The 21,196-nt window shown below is 53.5% G+C and carries 16 protein-coding genes; 8 read left to right on the forward strand and 8 right to left on the reverse strand.

Annotated elements, in window-relative coordinates; all coding sequences use genetic code 11:
• Positions 1-187: 187 nt before the first annotated feature.
• The 6 genes from IT781_RS12210 to IT781_RS12235 form a co-directional block, all read right to left on the reverse strand.
• Positions 188-1,582, reverse strand: a complete 1,395-nt coding sequence (locus IT781_RS12210; RefSeq protein WP_194970439.1) for an FAD-dependent oxidoreductase — start codon at positions 1,580-1,582, stop codon at positions 188-190.
• Between the two features lie 24 nt (positions 1,583-1,606).
• The gene (locus tag IT781_RS12215) at positions 1,607-3,868 is read right to left on the reverse strand and encodes a terpene cyclase/mutase family protein (protein WP_194970440.1); all 2,262 of its coding nucleotides are present in this window, start codon (positions 3,866-3,868) and stop codon (positions 1,607-1,609) included.
• 34 nt (positions 3,869-3,902) lie between these two features.
• Complete coding sequence (locus IT781_RS12220; RefSeq protein ID WP_194970441.1) at positions 3,903-4,505, reverse strand: nuclear transport factor 2 family protein; 603 nt, start codon at positions 4,503-4,505, stop codon at positions 3,903-3,905.
• A gap of 20 nt (positions 4,506-4,525) precedes the next feature.
• A complete protein-coding gene (locus IT781_RS12225) occupies positions 4,526-6,157 on the reverse strand; it encodes a cytochrome P450 (protein WP_194970442.1) in 1,632 nt (543 codons plus the stop codon).
• A 205-nt stretch (positions 6,158-6,362) separates the two neighbouring features.
• Positions 6,363-7,949: an FAD-binding oxidoreductase gene (locus IT781_RS12230; RefSeq protein ID WP_194970443.1), complete on the reverse strand. Its 1,587-nt coding sequence runs from the start codon at positions 7,947-7,949 to the stop codon at positions 6,363-6,365.
• 82 nt (positions 7,950-8,031) lie between these two features.
• Positions 8,032-9,873 carry a HEAT repeat domain-containing protein gene (locus IT781_RS12235; protein ID WP_228779117.1) on the reverse strand — a complete coding sequence of 614 codons (1,842 nt, stop codon included), beginning with the start codon at positions 9,871-9,873 and terminating at the stop codon, positions 8,032-8,034.
• Here IT781_RS12235 and IT781_RS22360 point away from each other — a divergent pair.
• On the forward strand, positions 9,784-10,077 hold the full coding sequence (locus IT781_RS22360; protein WP_228779119.1) for a hypothetical protein: 294 nt from the start codon (positions 9,784-9,786) through the stop codon (positions 10,075-10,077). The two genes, IT781_RS12235 and IT781_RS22360, sit on opposite strands and share 90 nt — an antisense overlap.
• A gap of 267 nt (positions 10,078-10,344) precedes the next feature.
• Here the strand turns inward: IT781_RS22360 and IT781_RS12240 are convergent, their stop codons facing one another.
• Both IT781_RS12240 and IT781_RS12245 read right to left on the reverse strand, forming a co-directional pair.
• A complete protein-coding gene (locus IT781_RS12240; protein WP_228779115.1) occupies positions 10,345-10,773 on the reverse strand; it encodes an STAS/SEC14 domain-containing protein in 429 nt (142 codons plus the stop codon).
• Entirely contained in the window at positions 10,770-13,136 is a 2,367-nt protein-coding gene (locus tag IT781_RS12245; RefSeq protein WP_194970444.1) for an arylsulfatase, read from the reverse strand. Before IT781_RS12245 ends, IT781_RS12240 begins: the two co-directional genes overlap by 4 nt.
• Before the next feature lie 464 nt (positions 13,137-13,600).
• On the opposite strand from IT781_RS12245, the gene IT781_RS12250 reads away from it, so the two are divergent.
• The 7 genes from IT781_RS12250 to IT781_RS12280 all read left to right on the forward strand — a co-directional run bounded on the left by IT781_RS12250 (position 13,601) and on the right by IT781_RS12280 (position 20,593).
• Positions 13,601-14,407 carry a trans-aconitate 2-methyltransferase gene (locus tag IT781_RS12250; protein WP_194970445.1) on the forward strand — a complete coding sequence of 269 codons (807 nt, stop codon included), beginning with the start codon at positions 13,601-13,603 and terminating at the stop codon, positions 14,405-14,407.
• 39 nt (positions 14,408-14,446) lie between these two features.
• A complete protein-coding gene (locus tag IT781_RS12255; RefSeq protein ID WP_194970446.1) occupies positions 14,447-15,025 on the forward strand; it encodes a hypothetical protein in 579 nt (192 codons plus the stop codon).
• A gap of 551 nt (positions 15,026-15,576) precedes the next feature.
• Complete coding sequence (locus IT781_RS12260) at positions 15,577-15,978, forward strand: hypothetical protein (protein ID WP_194970447.1); 402 nt, start codon at positions 15,577-15,579, stop codon at positions 15,976-15,978.
• 105 nt (positions 15,979-16,083) lie between these two features.
• On the forward strand, positions 16,084-18,531 hold the full coding sequence (locus IT781_RS12265) for an arylsulfatase (protein ID WP_194970448.1): 2,448 nt from the start codon (positions 16,084-16,086) through the stop codon (positions 18,529-18,531).
• Positions 18,532-18,551: 20 nt separating this feature from the next.
• The gene (locus IT781_RS12270) at positions 18,552-18,914 is read left to right on the forward strand and encodes an SRPBCC domain-containing protein (RefSeq protein ID WP_370526993.1); all 363 of its coding nucleotides are present in this window, start codon (positions 18,552-18,554) and stop codon (positions 18,912-18,914) included.
• Between the two features lie 83 nt (positions 18,915-18,997).
• Positions 18,998-19,825: an alpha/beta fold hydrolase gene (locus tag IT781_RS12275; protein ID WP_194970449.1), complete on the forward strand. Its 828-nt coding sequence runs from the start codon at positions 18,998-19,000 to the stop codon at positions 19,823-19,825.
• Between the two features lie 282 nt (positions 19,826-20,107).
• Positions 20,108-20,593 carry an N-acetyltransferase gene (locus tag IT781_RS12280; RefSeq protein WP_194970450.1) on the forward strand — a complete coding sequence of 162 codons (486 nt, stop codon included), beginning with the start codon at positions 20,108-20,110 and terminating at the stop codon, positions 20,591-20,593.
• The last annotated feature ends 603 nt before the right edge of the window (positions 20,594-21,196 follow it).

Genomic DNA, 21,196 nt, shown 5'->3' on the forward strand with positions numbered 1-21,196 from the left:
AAAAAGACTGTCCGGTAAAACATAATGCGTTGATTAAATTGGGTTATTCTGTTTCTGGCGATTCGGATTCCCTATCTGAAAGTTCGTTTCCCTATTTCCAATCTTTCACCTGCCAGCAAAAACACTTTTAACTAAAAGCAGTTCATGGCTTTGACAGGACCACTTTATCCGTGAATACTACGGCTGCTTAAAGTCCCTGAATTTTTGTGCCATACCCGAGATAAGCAAGGGGTTTTATTTTTGAGAAAAAGCGATAAAAAAAAGTTACTACCAAAAGCTCGTTTTTTATCAAGGGATTAATGATGATAATCGCATCCGAAAGAAGTTTTATCGCTTTAGGTATATTCGAAATGCCCTGATGCACTAAATTGCCGGCGCCGAACACGGTCAAAAGACAGAATTGTTTTATCAAAGAACAATGGTTCCTGTTCAAGCCGGCCAAAATAGCAATCGATTCCTGCGCATTAGCGCCGCCGCGCTGCAGATATTTGAATACGGCCGTTTTAAGCAGATCATTGGACATCACGGCATATAGCGCGTTGGCAAGAATATTGAGATTGGCGTTGGCGCTTTGCCTGTCACGGTAATAGGCTTCGATTTTTTCGTGAATCAAATCGGTATTATTAAAATCGGGCATCGTCAATAAATGGGCGCTCAATATCTGGATATCCGAAAATACCGCTGTCAATCCGCCGCCCGTCAAGGGATGACGCATATTCAGCGCGTCCCCCAGCATTACTGCGCCTTTCCTTGTTATGGGCCTTGCCGCCATGTAATGATTGGGCATGACCTTAAATCCCCCTTCCTGCAAGGCTTGCGCATAGCTGTTAAACATGCATTCGGGAATATAAGGCGTCACGTTGGCCTCCAAATGCTCCTGGAGCAAAAACTTTTTGGGTAGCTGTTCGCCTGGAAAATCGATTAATAGCCTGATTTCATTATTGGAAATCGGATAACAAATAAAAGGCGTCGGCCCCGATAAAAACACATGCCCATGTTTTGGCACAGGCATTTCACAGTCTTTTAAAATCAGGCCGATGAAATAAGACGTTACGGTTTTTTTATTATTGCTGAGGTGTTCTCTGAAATTTGAAAAGAAGCCATCGCAGGTAATGGTCAAAGGTGCATAAATGGACTTTACCTGGGACGTGAGCGATTCCCGGAAACTGACGCCGATAATTTCATGCTTTTCATTTTCCAGGAGCTGCAAGGCCTTGCCATGAATTTGCGTAACCGACTCATTTTGCAATGCGGAAGCTCTGATTTGCTGTAAAAATTTGCCGTTATGCAGACCCATTCCCTTAAATTGTTCCGGATAAGGAATGGTTATTTTTTCATCTCTTTGCAGCAGCGCATAACCGTCAACGGGTTGCGCCTCAAAACCATCCAGTAAACTCCCAAGCCCCATTTGCTCAAGCGACGACACGGCTCCAGGCTGCAACAATTCGCCGACGATGCGCTTTTTCTCCTTGAAGCTATGATCGATCAATGCGATCTTGATGCCTTTGGGGGCAAGATGGGCAGCGATGGTGGCGCCCGCCATGCCTGCGCCGATAATGCAAATGTCGAATTCTGATTTCATATTGGGCCACTCCATGCACATCCTTTAGACCGCGTTGATTCTTTTATCTTTTATATAACGACTACAGTACCGGCTTAACGCCCAGATAGGAAATATATTCCTGTAATTGGCATAAGTAATCATGCAATTGTAATTAAAAACGCCGGAAATATTTTCCTGCGGCCAATCGCCTGTGTCCGTTTGTCTGTTCAACAACACCTTGATGCCTGCTTCCATAATTTTTTTATCGCCAAAATCGGCAGCCATCAGCGTCAGCAAAGCCCAAGCGGTATTAATCACCTGGGACGTGGCCGCCTCGGTATAGACCAGTTTTGAACACGATTCGAAAGTCTCCCCCCAGCCGCCATCCGCTTTTTGATTATCGACTAAAAAAGCGCAGGCTTTGTTGATGCTGGTCATTAAAACCGCATCGTCATAATAGCCTTTGCCCTTGGCCTTGCTGATTGCTTCGACGCCGAACCAGGTGGCGTAGGTAAAACAGACCGCCCAGCCGCCATACCAGGACCCATCCGGCTTTTGTTGTTCAAGGATAAAATGTATTCCCGCACTGATCGCCTTGCGTATTTCGCCGCTTTTATAATCCGGATAACTGTCCTGAATTTCCAGCAATGAAATAACGCAAGCCGCCGTGCATTCCGTCCATGAGTAATCAATCATGATATCGGCGAACACTTCGGATGGATTGAGTTTTTCCAGCCATTTTGGCGCTCGCGTCAACTCATAGGTTGCCCAGCCGCCATCGGTATTTTGATAAGAAAGTATGACGTCAACGGCTTGTTTGATGCGTTGCTCATCAATCGCCGGTTCAACCAGATCTGAATGGTGAATGGCCAAAGCGGCGCTTAAGCCTTCCGCCGTGCAATCGGCAACCGGCCAGCCATTTTCAGGGGTTGAAAATGGCCAGCTGCCAATCATCGGATGACGGAAAAACTCGGCATGCGTCGGGTGTTCGGCCTTAATTTGTGCTAGTTCGATGAATCGATAGCTTTTTGCAATCGTCTTCGGGAATAGTTTGCCCAGGCCGCTTTCCAGCATGGCGCGGGTTGCAAAAGCGGTATCCCAGAGCTGGGAGCCGTTATAGCCATTCATTTTCATGCCATCTTCGGCAACCCATAAATAATCGTACCAGCGCGCTACGTGCTTTTTAAATTGCGTGGAGTCTTTGCCGTAGGCATGCCAGATGCAAATGGAATTGATGGCCTGATTGACAGGACCGATGTTGACATAACTGGTTTGCTCATCCTCGGCATTGAGATATTTCAAAATGTAGTCCGTAGACTTTTTTCTTAACCAGGCGCATCTGAACTTTTCGTAATTGTTGGTGAAAAAATTCATCCACTTCAGTACCGGAGACGGCGTGGTGTAACAATCTTTATCGCATACCGCATTGCGTTGTTTCGGCCAATCGATGGAAGCGAAATCTTCGCTGTAAATTTCCTCTCGCAGAGACAGGATCAGCTCATTTTCGGGTGCTTTGATTCGTTGCGCATAGCAATAGGCCATCGGCAAATAAACCATGCGGGTGTGGCACCAGTAGCGCCAGGGATGAACCGGCAGCCATTTGGGGAACAGCCACATTTCGGGAAACAGGCTGTTGAAGCCTTGCCAGTCGTACAAATTCAGTACGGCAAGATAAAATTTTCCCCAGGAAGGGATGCCGGTTGCACCGCCATTCGTTTTGATCCATGTCCTAGCCCTGATCAGTTGCTGCTCATCTTTATTGACTCCCAGAAGGCGCAATGACACGTACTGCATGACGGTGCCGAACATGGTCGACTCGCCTTCGATGTGCATGCCCCAGCCGCCATCCTTATTTTGATGATTGAACAAATAAAGCTTCATCATTTCCCGATGCGCTTTGGGAAAAGGCGTATCCGAGATATAGGCGGCGATCAGCAAACCGGGCAGGAGAAACAGCGGGCCGCCGTAATCGCCTGGCCAATGACCGTCTTCACATTGCAGGCAGGCGTAATAGTTCATTCCTTTGATGAGCGCGTCGATGACTTTTTGCTCATCGGGATTCTCCGACTGAGGTATTTGACCGGTAAATTTTTGGAATTTTGCTTCAGCAGCTTGATTTCTAAAAACCTTATCGCCGGAATTGGGATTGCCGGATTTATCAAACTGAAAATCTTCGGCAAATTGCGCTATGTCTTCATCTGTAATGCTGTCGGCATTTTGCAAATGCTCATTGATATTATTTGAGCCGGGCTTGAATGCCCAAATCTGCCGTCCTTTTTCAGTGAGTAATTGCCAGTTTTTCCAACCCGGTTTTACATTCAGCATAGATATTTATGAGATTCCTTTTAGCTTGTATTTTTTACTTATTAAACAGGGCAATGCTTACCATTGCCATAAAACCTTTCAGTTTTTTCCATAAACCGGGATCTTTGCGCAAACGCTCATGGCCTGGCAGCAGTTGCCCTTTGGCCAATTTGCCGATTTTTCTTTTCACGGCCGGATCCAATTTGCCGTCGGCCGCCAATTCAAAAAACAAGGCTTTCACATTGCCTAAATCAAAAAAATCCCGCTGCCATTCCCATTGATAATTGCCGCCATAGCGAAACCAGGAACCGCCTATGCCTGCCACTTCATAATGAGTGCCGTCGTCTCTCAGCGCAGGCGACACTTGCCGCCACAGGCCAATCACTTCACCCTGTTTTTCATCGATTAAAATGCGGTGGTACGGGTAGCGCCACTCTTCAAAACCTTCCATTTGCACGCCTAAAGCCCATTCTTCTATCTCTTTGCGGCTGCGCGCCACGAATTCTTCATTGGGCCCGATATTCCAGCGGTATTCGGCCGTCTCGGTATACATCTCGCCCAGGTATTTGGGCCAGTTACCCTCTTTTTCCGCGTTACGATTTGCCTGCAACCAACGTTCGACCATTTCTTCAAGTTCTTCTCTAGGATATGCGGCCATTCTTTATCTCTTTAGTGCATTCAGTTGAATTCAATTTTAATTGCTTTCGCCGGGCAATATTTTTCGGCCTGCCGGGCTTTTTCCAGCAGATCCGGCGGCGGGTTTTCCTGTAAAACGGTTACATTGCCGGCTTCGTCTACCTGAAAAAGCTTAGGTGCTTCAGTCATGCAGGTTGCATGCCCCTGGCAAAGTTCTCTGTCGATTATTATTCGAAAGTGCGGGCCGTTTTCTACGCTTTCCTGAACGATGTTTTCCGGCGATGCATCAGCGGCGCGTTTAATATCCGTGCGCTTTATATAACGAACACGGCAAGGCGATACCGGTTGCACCACCATTTGGGTAAAATCATCCTGATAAGCGTCTTTATCGTCGACCAGTTCAAAAGTATATCGGCGCAGCAGAATGCTGAAAATGGCTTTGAGTTGCAGCATGGCGAACGCGTTGCCGCTGCACTTGTGTTTGCCGCCGCCGAAGGCGATCCAGCTGAAGGGCCTGGCATCTTCCTGGCGTGCTTCCGAATAGCGGTCGGGATCAAACTTTTCCGGGTCCGGGAAAACATCAGCGATGCGATGCGATACGCGCGGCGAAGCGCAGACATATTTTCCGGCCTTGATCGTATAATCTTTAAAATGAAAGTCCTGCATCACCTTGCGGATTAAAAATATCAGCGGCGGATGCAGGCGCAAAACTTCTTTAATGACATTTTCCAGTACCGGAATTTCGCGCAACGCTTGAAAAGTCACTTCGCCGTCAACGCCGAAGTGCGTATCCAGCTCTTTCAGGACCCGCTCCAGATATTCAGGCCGACGCGCCAGTTCCAGCAAGGTCCAGGCGGCCGTTCCCGCTGTGGTATGATGCCCGGCGAACAGGGTTCCGATCAGCATGCCCGTTATCTCGTGAGCCGATAAACGGCTGTCATCCTCGTAACGGGCATCGATGAGCAACTGAAACGCATCTTCGCTTTTTTCCGGTTTCTGCGCTCTTTTGGCAATAATCCCGGTAACCAATTCCTGAAGCCTGGCGCGCGCTTTATCGCGGCGGCGAAACACGGGTAAAGGCAAATAGGGAAAGACAAATGCCAGAGGATTCACGCCTTTTTCGAGGTCGTGATAAATTCTGGCAAATTCTTCATTCAGTTCGTAACGAAATTCATCGCCGAGCAGACAGTGGCTGGAGGTGTAAATGGTGAGTTCTTTCATGAACTCAAGCAAATCGATTTCACCCGTATCGCCCCAGTCGGCAATCATTTGCTCGACTTCCCGGACGATCACCTGCGCATAGCCGCGCATCGGTTTATCGCGCAAGACCGGCATGAGCATTTTAAGCTGCTGGTCTTTTTTATGCGGCGGCGCATCAAAAACCACGCCCTTGCCAAAAATCGGCGTCATGATTTTATACGCCTGGCTTTGATCCAATTGAGCATCCGGCGCGCGAAAAAAAGCTTCATTCGCGTCCGGGCCTGTCATCAGCACCATTTCTTGATGAAACATGCGAAATTCACCGATTTCCCCCAGCGTCTTTCTAAGCGACATCATGTAATCAAAGGGATTTTTGCCGAATGCGAGCATATGTCCTAAAAGCGGTAATGCGCCGGGCATTTTGGGCGGGACTTTGCCGGGCGAAACGGTTTTTTCGGTATTCGTCTTATTCATTACTCAATCTGGACAGTTGCGCCTGAAAACCGGTGATTTTACGCGCGATGCCGGGCTAATGTACAAAACTTTTGCAAAATATCCCCTAAGTGCCTGACCATCAAGGCATTGAACCACATTCAGGCAGTCCCATTTACCACGCCAGGCGCCGCATGAAGGATCTGTTCTGCCAGCGAAAAATTCAAATGGCTGCAAACGGCAATTTTCAATTCGCCTTTTCCAGCATCCTCATCTCGACCGGCGAAACCCTGCCTTTTGAGGAGACTTTGTCGTACACTTCATCGAAGGCTTGCCGGCAATACGGCAATCGCTCTCGCAGATCGTCATAGCCGGCATGGTCGAACATCTTCCTGAAATCTTCCCGGCTCATGAAGGTTCTTGCATACAAGGCCTGGTAGCCCCCGTGTTCGATAACGAATTTTTCCAGCAACGGCAGGGCGACGGCATTATCGAAACCCTCTTTTCCCGGCGTACCGTAGGCGCCGATATCCACATACATTTCGTCCACGGCATTGTCCTTTGCTATGAAAGGATGAACAAAGCCGGGCTGCCCGCCATTATCTTTGATCGCCATCGGCGACAGCCATAAGGGATATAGCCGGAAATGCTCGTCGAAATAGACAATGGACTGCTTCAGATACCGGATCGGCACGAGCATGTCCTGAACCACATGAAACTTTTCCCGAAGCCGCCGGGTGGTTTGCGTTTCTGTGTATTTCAATAGTTCGATTCGAGGCGGCAGGGCCCAGCCCAGCAATGTCCTGAAAACGGGATGATTTCCGAAGGGAATGATTTCCTCCATGGCCCAGAAATAACTACGGGTGTGCCGGTGAAAATAATCCCGCACCGGCAGATATTCGATGCCTTCTTTTCTGCGTTCAAGATAGGTTTGAACATGCTTGTAAAACCAGGGCTTGTACCATCGCCCGACGGTGTTCAAAGAGCCGTCCGGGCCCACGGCATCGGCAAACCTGCCGACCATGATGACCGCCTGATCGCGGCCGTAAACCAGACCTTCCACGAAATCGTTCTTTTCCGCCTCCCGGCTGGCTCGCTCGAAAACGCTGACCATGTCATCCAGGGTATGAACGGGCTGATAGTGAATCCTGACATATTTTCTGACCGGAATAATCTTCAACTCTGCAGCAACCAGAAAACCCAGAGTCCCGTGACTCCACGGAATCTGATAAAAGAGTTCTGGATTTTCCGAAGGACTGCATTTAACCAGCGTCCCTTCGGCGGTCACAATCTCGAAGGATTTGCAAATGTGCTGAAACAGCCCATATTTATGACTGCTGGTTTCCACGCCGAAACCCATGATCAGGCCACCCACCGTCAGGCTGTCCAGTTCCGGCACCACGGGCAGCGTCCAGCCTCGCGATACGAGGTTACGGGAGATCTGGCCCATGGTCGCCAGCGGCTCCACCCGCACAATTCTGCGCTGTTCGTCAATTTCCAGCAGGTCGTACATGCCGATATCGATCCTGCGGTGCGTAAGCTTGTATTTAGGCACCAGCTCGCTCATGGTTTTCCAGCCGGACCGGGCGGTGCAAAGTTTTTGCTCCGCGCCTTGATTTTTCCAATCCGCAATTTGCCGAATGACCGCTTCAACCCGGGCATCGTGTTTGGCGGGCGCGCTGTTCAAACGGAACGAAATCCAATTGCGAGCGCCTGCATAAGCGCCATAGACTGCTGAAACGGGCAGGAGGAAAAGAGTAGCGAATAGTCCCCGGTAATGGGTCAGCATGTGTTCGAATAATTTTGAGAACGTGTAATTATTGTTATTGCTCATTAATCTTTCCGACCTTAAAAGCGTCAAGTTTACTTTAACTAAGCTAATTCTACGCTCTTTCGTTTCGGAGCAAACGGCGCGCTCATCGCTTGTGTACCTCCGCCGCCAACTGAGACCGCAGTGCGTTCAGCGCCGGGTCACCCGGCGCCCTCTTCAGCGAAGCCTCGACGGTGGCTTTCGCCTCCCGCGGATGCCCCGCGCCATGCAAAGCCACGGCATAAACATAGCTGAAGCGCGCATCATCAGGGGCCAATTCCATCGCCCGCTTCAGCGAAGCCAGGGCCTCAGTCAGATGCTTCTGCCGCACCTGCAATAATCCAAGGCTGTGATGCAAAACGGCCGCTTTCGGCTGGCGCGCCATTCCTTCCCGAAGCAACGCCGCCCCTTCCCGGTCGCGGTTCGTCTGGCGGTAGAGATCAGCCAGATTGACGTAGGCCGGCAGCCAGTCCGGGTCGATGGTGAGCGCCTCACGGTACGATTGTTCAGCTTCCGCGGATTCGCCGCGCGCCGCATGGAAATTGCCCAGATTGATCTGCGCGGCCGGCTCGTCGGCATTGAAGCGCAGTGAAGCAAGGTATTCGTCGATGGCGCTCCAGAGGTTGGCCCGTTCTGCCGGCGGCACCTGTTCGACGGGAATCCCGGCCAGCGCACTCGCCGCGAGCATACGCACCGCCCTCACCGGATCGCGCAGCAGCGGATGGGTGAGTTGCCAAAGCTGCTCCGGCGGCAGCAGCGCCAAGGCCTCGACTGCGGCGGCGCGCACTTGCGGGTCGGCATCGCCGAACGCATCGGCCAGCGCCGGAAGTGAAGTCCCGCTCAGCCACTGGCTCAATTCCGAAGCCGCCGTAGCCCGTGCGATAGCCGGCTGATCCTTGTCGCGCAGCAACGCGATCAGACGTATCTCGGCATCTTTAGCTCTCGTTCGCGCCGCATGCAGGGTTTCAGCATAATCCTGATGGCCCTTGGGATCATGGCCGTACCATTGCCGCACTTTGTCCGCCGCCCAGCGAGCCGGCTTGTCTGCATGACAGTTCGCACAGGCATTGGGCGTATCGAGCCGCGCAGAAAGATCCGGACGAGGAACTCTGAAGCTGTGATCGCGGCGCGGATCAATGACCATATAGGTCCTGGCCGGCATGTGGCAGTTCACGCACTGAGCGCCGCCAGAGCCAGTGTTGTGGAAATGATGATTTTCGGTATCGTATCTGCTTTGGCTGTGGCATTGCAGGCAGACCCCGTTTCCGGGCGCGCGCAGCTTCAGGCTGTGGGGTTCATGGCAATCGCTGCAGGTTACGCCGGCCGCGTACATCCTGCTTTGCAGGAAAGAGCCGTATTCGTAAACCTCGCCTTCGATCTGGCCGTCGGCATGATACAGCGTTTCCTGCAGCAGCGAAGGCAGATGGGTATCCATCAGCGGGCCATGGCGGTAATCGCCGGCCAGCTGGGCGCGCCGCGCATGACAGCGGGCGCAGACCTGGATTTCCCTCTCGGAACTGCGCGGGATGCTGCGATGGGCGTTGCCCGACGCCGGATCGATCGTCCATTGAATCTCTTGCCGTTCATTCAGCGGGACGGTCAAGCCCCGAGTCCCGGCATCGATGAACTCGAACCCTGGCCTGCGTTCGGCCCAGGCCACATGATCGGAGCCGGGCCCATGGCAGGCTTCGCAGGCCACGTCGATCTCCGACGCGGCCGTGCGGTAAGTGCGTCTGGCCGGATCGTAATTTTTCTGCAGATTGGTCGAATGGCACTCGGCACACATGTAGTTCCAGTTTTGCGCGCGCTTCGTCCAGTGCAGCTCGTCTTTATAATCGATTTTCTCGTTCGGATAGAGATGAAACCAGCGCTGGCCGCCCTGTTCCTTTGGCCGGCTGTCCCAGGCGATGGACAGGGCCTGCAGCCGTCCGCCCGGAAGCTCGACCAGATACTGCTGGAGCGGCGTGAAGCCGAAGGTGTACTTGATCTCGAAATCGGCAAGCCCGCCGTCCGGGCCGTCAGTGTGCACCAAATAACGCCCGTCCTGGCGGAAGAACCGGGAAACCACGCCGTCCTTCCTGAATTCGGCGCCGAGAAAATCCCCCAGCACCGTCCCCTCATTCGCCTCCTGCATGGCGAGGTCGTGGTGTGAACCCTGCCAGAGACGATCCTGTTCGGCATGGCAGCCGGCGCAGATTTGGCGCCCTACGTAACTGGCTTCCATTCGGCTCGCAGGCTGCCCTGAAACCTGGAGGGCGTCAGGCGATTTCCAGCAGGCAAGCCATACCCCGGCAAGCACAGTGATCGCCAGCATGAAAAGAACCGCCAGCCGGTATTTGTTACGTATGACCGATGTCATGTCCCAGGCGTTCGTCATTTACCCGAGAAGTCCAGCCGGACCGGGCGCCTGCCTGTGGGATCATGAGCGTATCCATAGCTCTGCCTCATCCAATGAGGCGTTTGGAAAGAACTCAATTTCCGTGGGGCGAAGCCCTTTTCCGGTAAACATGAAGATTTGCTCCCTCCAGCTTTCATCGCCTACGATAGCCATCTTTACAATAGAGTTGCCATAGCCCGTCAGGAAACCGACATCCTCCCATTCTTCGGTCTTTTCCCAGCCCTCGAAATTCTCAGCCATAATCAACAGCCTCGGCTTCAAGCCGCGATCGATCAGATCGCGGGCCATTTCCTGCAATGCCTTCTGATCGGCCAGCCTCATAACGCCCGAAATGCGGACACGCATGATATCGTTATCGATTTCCAAAATTTCGTAAGCCATTGCACGACCTCTCTTGTCATTATTCCGCAGTGTGACCGGCTTCTCCGGGTAGCGCTCTGCAGGATTCATTTCACCTCGACAGTCACTTTTTCGATTTTGCCGGTGAAGCGCGTTTGTTCGCCCTCGCCGAGGCTGTCAACCACCGGCGTGGCCTCGTCGATGCCCACATCAGCCGTTTCGTCGATCGCGAATATCCTCGGCTGCGTTCGATCGATGCGGCCTTCGGCGACTTTGCTGCCGTTGACGGACAGCGCGCCTGTTCCGCCCTTGCCTACTCCGCCGCCGTCGTAGGCGAAGTCGAACACCAGCGTGGCCTTGCCGGCCGGCAAGGCTTCCGGCGCAGTCACCGTATAGCGGTTCAGACCCAACCAGTTATAAGTGTAGGCAGGCTTGCCGTCCTTCAGGTACAGGCACCAGCCGCCGAACCGTCCGCCCTGGGCGAGAATAACGCCGTTGGCGCCGCTCTCGGGAATTTCCAGCTCGGCGGTGATGGTCTTGGAGCGGTTTTTCACGTCGATAAAGACGTTTTCCATCATGCCCGTCATGCCCTCGCCGAGTGTGAGCCTGGTGCGGCCTCCCATCAAATCCGGCCGCCCCACCTCGGAGGCGGTAAAGCGTTCGAGCAGACGGTCGTCGATCGGCAGTACGTTGTACTTGACCGCTTCGGTCATGAACAGCTTCTGCATTTCGGCGAGCTTCTGCGGATTCTCTTTCGCCAGGTTGCGGCTGAGGCTGAAATCCTTGCGTACGTCATAGAGTTCCCAGATATCTTCGGTCAGCGGGCGCCGGTTCTCGGTCTCCCAGGGCGCCCGGTGCAGCGTGCCGGCGAACCAGCCGTCATGGTAGACGGCGCGGTTGCCGAACATCTCGAAATATTGGGTAACATGGCGGTCCTTGGCCTTGGCATCATCAAAGGTGTAAGCCAGGCTCACCCCTTCGATGGGTTTCTGCATCGTGCCGTTAACCACTTTGGGCTCGGGGAGATGGACCGCTTCGAGGATCGTAGGCACGATGTCGATCACGTGATGGAACTGGCTGCGGACTTCGTTTCTGGCCTTGAAGCCCTTGGGCCAGTGAATGACCATACCGTTGCGCGTGCCGCCGAAGTCCGAGGCCACCTGTTTGGTCCACGCGAACGGCGCGTCGAACGCTACCGCCCAGCCCGCCGCCATGTGCGGATAGGTTTCGGGCCCGCCCCATTGCTCCAGGTGCTTGAGCTGGTCTTCCACCGTTTCCTGCACATAATTGAAGTAGGTCATCTCGCTGAACATGCCGTTCATGCCGCCCTCGGCGCTGGCACCGTTATCGCCTTCTATATAGATGAACAGGGTGTTGTCCAGCTCGCCCAGGTCTTCGAGCTCCTTGACCAGTCGGCCGATCTCGTGGTCCGTGTGTTCGGCGAAACCGGCGTAGACTTCCGCCTGGCGCGTGAACAGTTTCTTCTCGTCCGGCGTGAGCGTGTCCCAGTCCTTTATGGCCTCGGGCTTGACCGTCAGTTGAGTGCCGGCGGGTACAACGCCGAGCTCGATTTGCCGCCTGAGCGTCTCCTCGCGCTGCTTGTCCCAGCCCTGGTCGAACTTGCCTTTATACCTGTCGGCCCACTCCTTCGGCACATGATGCGGCGCGTGCGTGGCGCCGGGCGCATAGTAAACGAAAAACGGCTTGTCCGGCGTCAGCGCCTGCTGATAGCGGACCCAGGCGATGGCCTGGTTGGTCATGTCGGTAGTGAAGTGGTAGTTCGGTTCATGCGGCGGCTGGACCTTGGTCACGCCATCGTAAATCAAAGGAGACCATTCATTGGTCTCACCGCCCAGGAAGCCGTAGAACTTGTCGAAGCCCTGCAGGGTCGGCCAGCGGACAAACGGTCCTGAAACGCTGATTTCCCAAGGCGCCGTTTCATGCCATTTGCCGAAAGCGCCGGTGCTGTAGCCGTTGAGCCGCAGTATCTCGGCCACCGGCGCCACGCTGTTCGGCAGCACGGCGGTATCGCCGGGAAACGCCGTAGCCGTTTCCATGATCGAACCGGCGTTGGCGGTGTGGTGGTTGCGGCCCGTCTTCAGCGCCTGGCGGGTCGGCGAACATAGCGCCGTGGTATGGAAGTTGTTGTAGCGCAGGCCCTCCTGCGCGAGCCGGTCCATTGTCGGCATCGCGACCGGGCCGCCGAAGGTATTGGCCGTGCCGAAGCCCATGTCGTCAATCAGCACGATAACTACGTTGGGGGCGCCCTTTGGCGCCTTGACCTCGAAACGCGGCGGAGCCTTGGCCTTGCGGGCATCGAATTCCTTAATCGGCGGATAATCGGGTTCGATAATGGGCAGGATGGTGCGGTCGAGCTTGGCAGCACCGGGCGTGGCAGCCGCTACCCCGGCCGGCTCAAGGGCGGCGAAAACAGACAGAATGAATAAGGCTACGAACAGATATTGTCTTTTCATTTTTTCTTATCCTTTTCCGGAATGCCTGGGTTTCATCGATTGGGATAAAGATCGGTCTGGCCTGGTCGGCTACATGTGTTTAAAACAATCTCAGCGTGAGCAGCTCTGGATTGGTTGACACTCCAGCTGCCGAGCCAGTTCCCGGAGGATCTGTCCAGGCGTGCGTATGCAGCAAGAAGCCGGGATTAGCCAGACTTCACATTAGTGCGTATTTCTCCGCATTCAGTCGCTTGAACAACTGGTTTCAAGTCAAAGCCCGGTAATTGTCAAGCTAGACCGTAATGGTACGAATAGAAATTCAGCCAAAAACAAGAACAATAGCCGCTGAAGTAACGGAAATGCGGCTTGGCCCAGGATAAACAATTATCACATCCATACGAACTTCTTATTACACAGTGCTTTGCCGGCAAACGTCTATGCGATGTCCCGGCGAGAGACCAATATGCTGACGCAGAGATTCAGCCATGAGCATGACTTGCAGTAAAGACTTCGGGCCCATCCGCGATGATTACCTCTTTTTTGAAGAGCATAGTACGGAAGCCGCCGAAGATTTGCTCGCCTACATGCCTCACGTGCATGTACGTACGGCTGGAAGCGGCCCGATTCATATGCTGGACTTTGGCTGCGGCTCAGGACGGTTCTCCCGCCAGTTTCTCGCCCTGGCCCGCCTGCCGCCGGAGCGGCTGCGGCTCTCTCTGGTAGAGCCTGAGCCCGGCTATCTCCGACAGGCGCTCAAGCAGCTGCAGCCCTTCTCTGCGCATCCCGCGCAAACCTGGCCGGCGCTGCCGCCTGGCCTGGAAGCCCGCTTTGACCTGGTCCTGGCCAACCATGTCTTTTACTATGTCTCGCGTCTTGATGAAGTGCTGGCCCGCATTCTTCGCGCTTTAACCCCCACAGGGCTGTTCCTCGCCGCTATCGCCGGGCAGAAAAACAGGCTGATCCAGTTCGCGACCTATTGTTTTACCCTGATCAACATGCCTTATCCTTACCACACAGCAGAAGACTTTGAGGCCAGCCTGGACAGGCAAGGCGAAGTTTATCGCAAACAGGCCATGCATTATGAGCTGGCTTTTCCGGATGCGGAGGAGAATCGATTGAAAATCATGCGCTTCCTGATGGGAGATTATTTCGATGAAATCCCGCGGCAGCCTATGATGGATCTTTTCTCGCCTTATGCCCGGGCCGGCCGAATTGTGATTAAGACGGGGCATGAGCAGTTTGTCATTCAGCGCCAGACAATGGGGGCCGTGCAAAAGATTGGGCATACCTGAAAGTCACTCTCCTTTTAATCAGCTTTCGTGGAGGTTCAAATGAAACCATCAATCTCAACAACATCAGTTATTCGTGCCGTAATGATTTTCGGCATCTTCGCATTTTCATCTCCGGCGTTTTCCGGTACGGACGAACAGACGCAGCCAAACAACTTCGGCGCACAAATTGCCGGCACATACCTGGCGTTGCCTCAATCCGCTGATGAATCGACCAGAATTCTGAACCTTTTCGCGGACGGCAACCTGACGAGCATACAGTCCGTTCAGTTTCAGGGAGAAGTGCCTCCCAATGCTTTCAGTAACCAGCATGGCACCTGGAAAAGCAGTGGAGACAATAAGGCTGAGGCTACCGTTTTGAGTATTGTGTATGATGCGGCAACGAACGCGTTCTTGGGCACCGTAAAATCCCAATTCGATATGCAATTCGATAATACACTGCAGACTGTAACCGTCACTGTAAAAGGACAGGTTTTCGGCCCCGGCATAGACCCACTGAATCCCGGCAGCGTTCAGCCAACCGATGAATTCAGCCATAACTTCCAGGCGAAACGTGTTGCCGTCGGCAGCGCAGGCTCTACTCCTGGCGATACAAACACTGGCACTGACAGCTCAAATTAATTGAACAGGGCTTACGCAGTTTGCCTGTTCAACCGTCGAAAGGCGAAGTCTCCCCCACAGGCTTGCGTAAATCCTGTTGAATTAACCGAGTCATCAAGGACGTGTTTTTTAAAGCCAGACGGGGCTGACTCTGCATTCACACGCCCTACCCGGCTTAATCAGAGCCATCAGTAATTGGACGGATAGTAATAGTACGGATAGAAAACCGGCTTAAAACATGAACAATGGCCGATAGCCGCTACAGTGGCGGAAATCCAGTTTGGCTCAGCGTCAATAATCAGTCGTTGCATCAACGCGGACTGCAGCCCTGCGTTGCGCTCCGTCGGCCGCAGGCTTGGGAACTGGGACTCTCGCCACCCTGCCCGCGCTTCCTATCGAAAATGCCGACAAGCCGCGATGCCCGTGACAGTCCGGATGGCAAATGCGAAAAGTCGCCCGATAAACTGCTAAGTCTTCTGAGCCATAAGGCTGGCCATTATGCGGCCAGACTGTTGAGTTGCGTCGCTGGAAAGCAAATATCGCTCACAACTGAAGCAGCCAGGAGGAGACTCGTGACCACGATAATCAATTTCATCAGCGGCCTGTTTGTCATAGCCACGCTTCTCCAGGTCACTGGATGCCAAACGGTAGACACAAGGCATACGCAGGCTGTCGGCAGTCCCAAGTATCCGCCGTCCGATCCGTCGCAGGTTCAGATTCTGCGCACGGAACCGACGCGTCCGCACGTGCGCCTGGGCGAAGTCAGGGCCGAACCCTCAAGCGAGAGCGTCGATGTCAGCAAAATTGAAGAGGCTTTGCGCCAGGAGGCGGCCAAGCTGGGCGCTGACGCGGCGGTCGTTGTCTATGACCGTACCGAGGTCACCGGCGCCTGGGTCACCGGATCGTGGCGGGACCGGTCCGTTCAGCCGATCGAAGGCCGCGTCGTGATCGCCATAGCCATCAAGTACCAATAACTTGGCCGAATTCGGGTAACAGCGATACTCAAACAACAGCAGTACTTATTGCAGCCGGAACAAGCGCAGGGAGACAGCAACTTCAAACAACGATAGGAGATTGCAATGCATACAACTAGTCTTCAGAAACAGCAGTTGGGCGCATTACTCGGGCCGTTGTTCATAATTTTCATTTTACTGGCGCTTTCGCTCGACATTGCCTGGGCAAAAGCTCCGGGCGGCACCGTGCTGCCTCCCCCCGAGCTGCCATTCAAGGGCAAGATCGGGCAGACTTACAAGGATTCAAAACCCGACAAGATTCCGGTCATCAAGGCGCCGGCCGGGGCGCCAAACATCCTGGTCGTTCTGATCGATGATGTCGGCTACGGCGCCTGGGGGACCTTCGGCGGGCAGATTCCCACGCCCAACCTGGACAAATTGGCGCAAGGCGGCCTGCGCTATACGCAATTCCACACGACGGCGCTGTGCTCGCCCACCCGGGCCGCCTTGCTGACCGGGCGCAACCACCATTCGGCCGGCACCGGCACGATCACGGAAACCGGCACCGCCTATCCCGGCTATACCGGCCAAATTCCGAAGAGCACGGCGATGATCTCGGAGATCCTGCGCCAGAACGGCTACAGCACCGCCTTCTTCGGCAAGAACCACAATGTCCCGGACTGGGAGACCAGCGTTTCAGGCCCTTACGACCGCTGGCCCGGCCTGCAAGGCTTCGACCACTTCTACGGCTTTATCGGCGGGGAAGCGAATCAGTGGGCGCCGGCGCTTTATCGCGATCATCAGCCCGTGGAAATGCAGGTCCCGAAAGGCAAGGAAGGCCGCTACACGCTCAACGATTCGCTGGCGGACGAAGCCATCACATATATTTTCCAGCAAAAATCGGTCACGCCCGACCGGCCGTTCTTCATCTATTATGCGCCCGGCGCCACGCACGCGCCGCATCATGTACCCAAAGATTGGCTGGACAAGTTCAAGGGACAATTCGACCAGGGCTGGGACAAGTACCGCGAAGATGCCTATCAGCGCCAGCTCAAGCTGGGCGTTATCCCGCCTGATACAAAGCTGACGCCCAGGCCCAGGGAAATTCCGGCCTACGACTCGCTGACGCCGGATCAGAAGCGGGTGGCTGCACGTTTAATGGAAGCGTTCGCGGCTTATACCGCGCAGACCGACTATGAAGTAGGCCGCGTTCTGGATGCCCTGGACCAGGTCGGCCAATTGAATAACACCCTCGTCTTCTGGATTATCGGCGATAACGGCGCCTCCATGGAAGGTCAATTGTATGGTTCTTTCAACGAGATGGCGGCCTTAGGCGGCATACAGGAAGATCCGGCTTTTATCTTACGGCATCTGGACGAAATCGGCGGACCCAATGCCTACAACCATTACCCGGTGGGCTGGGCCTGGGCCATGAACACGCCGTTTCAATGGGGCAAGCAGATCGCCTCACATCTCGGTGGCGTACGCAATCCCATGGTGATCACTTGGCCGGATCGCATCAAGGACAGAGGCGGCCTTCGCTCCCAATTCCATCATGTGATCGACATCGCACCTACTATCCTGGAAGCGGCGAAACTCCCGATACCCGGCGAAGTGAACGGCGTCAAGCAGAAGCCCATGGAAGGCGTCAGCATGCTGTACAGCTTCGATCAACCTAGCGCCGAAAGCGCACGGCGCGAACAGTACTTCGAGATGTTCGGCAACCGGGCGCTGTACAAGGACGGCTGGATTGCCGCCGCTCGCCATGGCCGGCTGCCGTGGACGACCGGAACCTATGATTTCGACAAGGACAAATGGGAACTTTACGATTTGACGCACGATTTCAGCGAAGCCAACGATCTCGCCGCCAAACATCCCGACAGGCTCAAAAAGCTGCAGGACGAGTTCTGGGTGCAGGCCAAAAAATTTCAGGTTTTACCGCTGGACGACCGCCTAGCCGAACGCACCGATCCTCGCTTGCGCCCAAGCCTGATCGAGGGACGAACCCGGTTCACCTATTATCCCGGAAGCATCCGAATTCCGGAGAGCTCTGCGCCGCCAACCAAGAACACATCGCATGGCATTACGGCACACATCGAAGTGCCCCAAGGCGGTGCTGACGGCGTTCTGGTTGCAGAAGGCGGCGTAGTCGGCGGCTTTTCCCTTTATATTAAGGACGGACGGCCTGTCTACGAGTATAACTACTTCACTCAGGCCCGCAGCAAAGTGACTGGGTCCGAAGTGCTGTCGCCGGGGCCGGCCGCCATCCGCATGGAGTTTCGCTATGACGGCGGCGGCATCGGCAAAGGCGCCACGACGACACTCTTCGTCAATGACAAGAAGGTGGGCGAAGGCCGCATTGAAGTTACCAACTGGGGGCGTTTCTCGGCTGATGAGACCTTCGACGTCGGCGAAGATACGGGATCGCCCGTGAGTGCAGATTATGCTTCGCCCAATCGATTTACGGGCATCCTCAAGAAAGTGGAAATTGACATCAAACCGGCAAGCGTAAACACAGCCGATCAGGAAAAAATCAGAAGCATGGCAGTAAGATCAAGGCTTGTGGAGGAGTAAGGCTGGAATCGTTTACAGCGATTGCATGCTGGAGGAAGAGCCGCCGAGCCTGTCAGTCGCCGAAAGCGAACGACGACTGGCACAATCCGAGAAGCGTAAATGACCTTCGGGTTGGAGGAAGGTTTTCGTATAGAATGGAAGCAAAAGACGGCAGCATGGGGTTTGATTTTGAAGGAACCTATACAAATGTGGTCCCAAACAGACTGATTGAGTATATCCTGGAAGATGGGCGGACTGTTTCAATCAACTTTGAACCAGTGAATAGCAAAATCAAGATTGTGGAAACATTTGACGCCGAAGATGCGAATTCGGCTGAATTGCAGAGGCAGGGTTGGCAAAGCATTCTCAACGGGTTTACCTTATATGTTGAATCGAGAATATAGTGGTCTTGGAAATCAACATCTCTATCCAGCTGGCGACGTTGACAGACTACCGCTGAACCCAACTATCAAACGCCAGGAATATAATGAAACAATCATTGAAATTCAGTCAGTTCGGCGCCGATGACGGACAAATAGTCATCTATTTTCATGGTGCGCCCGGTGCGCCGGAAGAATGCAAAATTTTCGATCGTGATGGGAAAAGCCACGGTTTGACGTTTGTTTGTTTTGATCGGTTTTCTATCGATGCTTCGGTAAACGGGGAAACGTATTACAAGCTTCTGGCTGAGGAAATTTCAAAGAAAGCCGCCGGGAAACAAGTAGATGTCATCGGATTTTCAATCGGCGCTTTTATTGCGCTGCAGACGTGCCGTTACATGACTGACGGAGCCGTCAAAAGTCTGCATTTGGTTTCTGCAGCTGCGCCGCTGGAGGCAGGAGATTACCTTGAAGCCATGGCTGGCAGACAGGTTTTTCAGTTGGCTAAAGCATTTCCTGCCCTGTTCGTTTTATTGTCTTACTGGCAAAAATTGCTCGCCTTGCTTTTCCCCAATGCATTATTTCGCGTTTTATTTGCCAGCGCCGCCGGTGCTGACAAAGCGCTGGCAGCCGACCGCGCATTTCAATCCGACATCACCCAAGTATTGAGATTGTGCTTTACTGACCGCGTGCAAGGCTATGCGAGAGATATCGGAGCTTATGTGAGCCCATGGAAAACCACGCTTCCGGAGGTTTCCGCCAAAACATACATCTGGCATGGCGCGGAGGATAACTGGTCGCCGAAGCTTATGGCCAATTACCTGAAATCAGCGATCCCAGGCTGCACCTCGATTAAGATGTTTAACGGCCTGTCACACTACTCGTGCCTATACCGGGCGGTGCCTGAAATATGCAATCTACTGGGCAAGGCTTAACATGACGGCCGCTTACGGACATCGCCATCCGGAGCGCTACCGAATTCGAAGACCAATTTCCGAGCACTAGAATGACGTTCCACATAGTCTTCGAATCTGCCGACATTTGAGCAAATGTCGGTAGATTCGCTGTCGAAGGCAACGAACAGAACTTTGATCGGCTTGCGGAAAAACTGTTGCGGCCGGAGCAACCGTGAAGCCTCATCCTTCAGTCGATCAAAAATCGTACGAAATGATACACTTGGCCCCTTAATTTAAAAGCCAAAACCGGAGAGCCGAACGATGACAATCCTTGTCCCTATGTCCCAGGAAGAGTTTATCGCATTCGCTGCCGAGGCTGTGCCTGCGTATGCGGCCGACAAAGTTGCGGCCGGCCAGTGGCATCAGGCCGAGGCGCTGGACCTTGCGCGCAAGTCATTTGAAAAACTGCTGCCCCAGGGCCTGCAGACAGTGAACCACCATCTGTTTATGCTGTATGACCGAACGAATCAAGCCGACGTTGGCGTGCTGTGGATCGAAGTTCAGAAACGGGCGGGGAAACAAGTCGCTTTTGTCAACGACATCTCTATCAAGCCCGAATTTCAGCGCAAAGGTCACGCCAAGCGCGCTTTAACAGCTCTTGAGAGCCTTGCCGGCTCTCTCGGATTATCAGGTATTTCCTTGCACGTATTCGGCCACAACACATCTGCACAAGCTTTATACGATAGCCTTGGTTATCGCCCGACGAACGTCCTGATGTTTAAGCCAATCGAGGATACAAGCGCCTAATCCTCTCGGTCAAGAGAATCCGCCGCAGCCAGAATCTTCTGAAGTTAATAGCATATGTGTCTTTTCAGCTCCGGCTGCCTTGCTTTGCAACCGATCTTTTATCTGCAATGTTAATTCTCCTCTCAATATCTGTATGACCGAGGTGAATCCCGGGCTGGACAGAAAAGCATTGTCTAGTTTTACAAGCTTATTCGGCACAATCTGGGTTATCGCTATAAAAAACGCTTGCCGCCGGCCCATTAGGTGGCGGAAGTTCAGGCCATGCTTGCAACACGCGAGGCGGCCCTCAAACACCGGCCGCCTTACCGTCCCGACCTGAATCCGATCGGGTAGATCTTGGCCAGACGGAAAGCGCTCCGGCGCACGGTCGACCAATTAATGGATCGTTCTCAGGCCGACGAATGCCTGAACTTCTTGATTCAGGCTATGTTTCTGATTATAAAGATTAATGCTCTATTAATCGGCTGCCAAAAATTCTGGAAATCTCTGTTTGCTTCCCCGATCAGAAAAATTTTGGAGTATGTATTTTAAAGAAACAAGGTTCAGCGTCATTCTGAATAACACATCATTGTTGTGCAACAAACCGTAACAATGATAGGTCCT

Origin of the sequence: Methylobacter sp. BlB1, assembly GCF_015476545.1 — a bacterium.
Taxonomy (GTDB): domain Bacteria; phylum Pseudomonadota; class Gammaproteobacteria; order Methylococcales; family Methylomonadaceae; genus Methylobacter.

Bases quoted from the DNA above. Each gene is read 5' to 3' on its own strand.
- IT781_RS12230 (WP_194970443.1), bottom strand. From the start codon at position 7,949: ATGAGCAATAACAATAATTACACGTTCTCAAAATTATTCGAACACATG.
- IT781_RS12225 (WP_194970442.1), bottom strand. From the start codon at position 6,157: ATGAATAAGACGAATACCGAAAAAACCGTTTCGCCCGGCAAAGTCCCG.
- IT781_RS12240 (WP_228779115.1), bottom strand. From the start codon at position 10,773: ATGAATCCTGCAGAGCGCTACCCGGAGAAGCCGGTCACACTGCGGAAT.
- IT781_RS12215 (WP_194970440.1), bottom strand. From the start codon at position 3,868: ATGCTGAATGTAAAACCGGGTTGGAAAAACTGGCAATTACTCACTGAA.
- IT781_RS12275 (WP_194970449.1), top strand. From the start codon at position 18,998: ATGAAACAATCATTGAAATTCAGTCAGTTCGGCGCCGATGACGGACAA.
- IT781_RS12245 (WP_194970444.1), bottom strand. From the start codon at position 13,136: ATGAAAAGACAATATCTGTTCGTAGCCTTATTCATTCTGTCTGTTTTC.
- IT781_RS12265 (WP_194970448.1), top strand. From the start codon at position 16,084: ATGCATACAACTAGTCTTCAGAAACAGCAGTTGGGCGCATTACTCGGG.
- IT781_RS12250 (WP_194970445.1), top strand. From the start codon at position 13,601: ATGAGCATGACTTGCAGTAAAGACTTCGGGCCCATCCGCGATGATTAC.
- IT781_RS22360 (WP_228779119.1), top strand. From the start codon at position 9,784: ATGAAACCAGCGCTGGCCGCCCTGTTCCTTTGGCCGGCTGTCCCAGGC.
- IT781_RS12255 (WP_194970446.1), top strand. From the start codon at position 14,447: ATGAAACCATCAATCTCAACAACATCAGTTATTCGTGCCGTAATGATT.
- IT781_RS12280 (WP_194970450.1), top strand. From the start codon at position 20,108: ATGACAATCCTTGTCCCTATGTCCCAGGAAGAGTTTATCGCATTCGCT.
- IT781_RS12210 (WP_194970439.1), bottom strand. From the start codon at position 1,582: ATGAAATCAGAATTCGACATTTGCATTATCGGCGCAGGCATGGCGGGC.
- IT781_RS12220 (WP_194970441.1), bottom strand. From the start codon at position 4,505: ATGGCCGCATATCCTAGAGAAGAACTTGAAGAAATGGTCGAACGTTGG.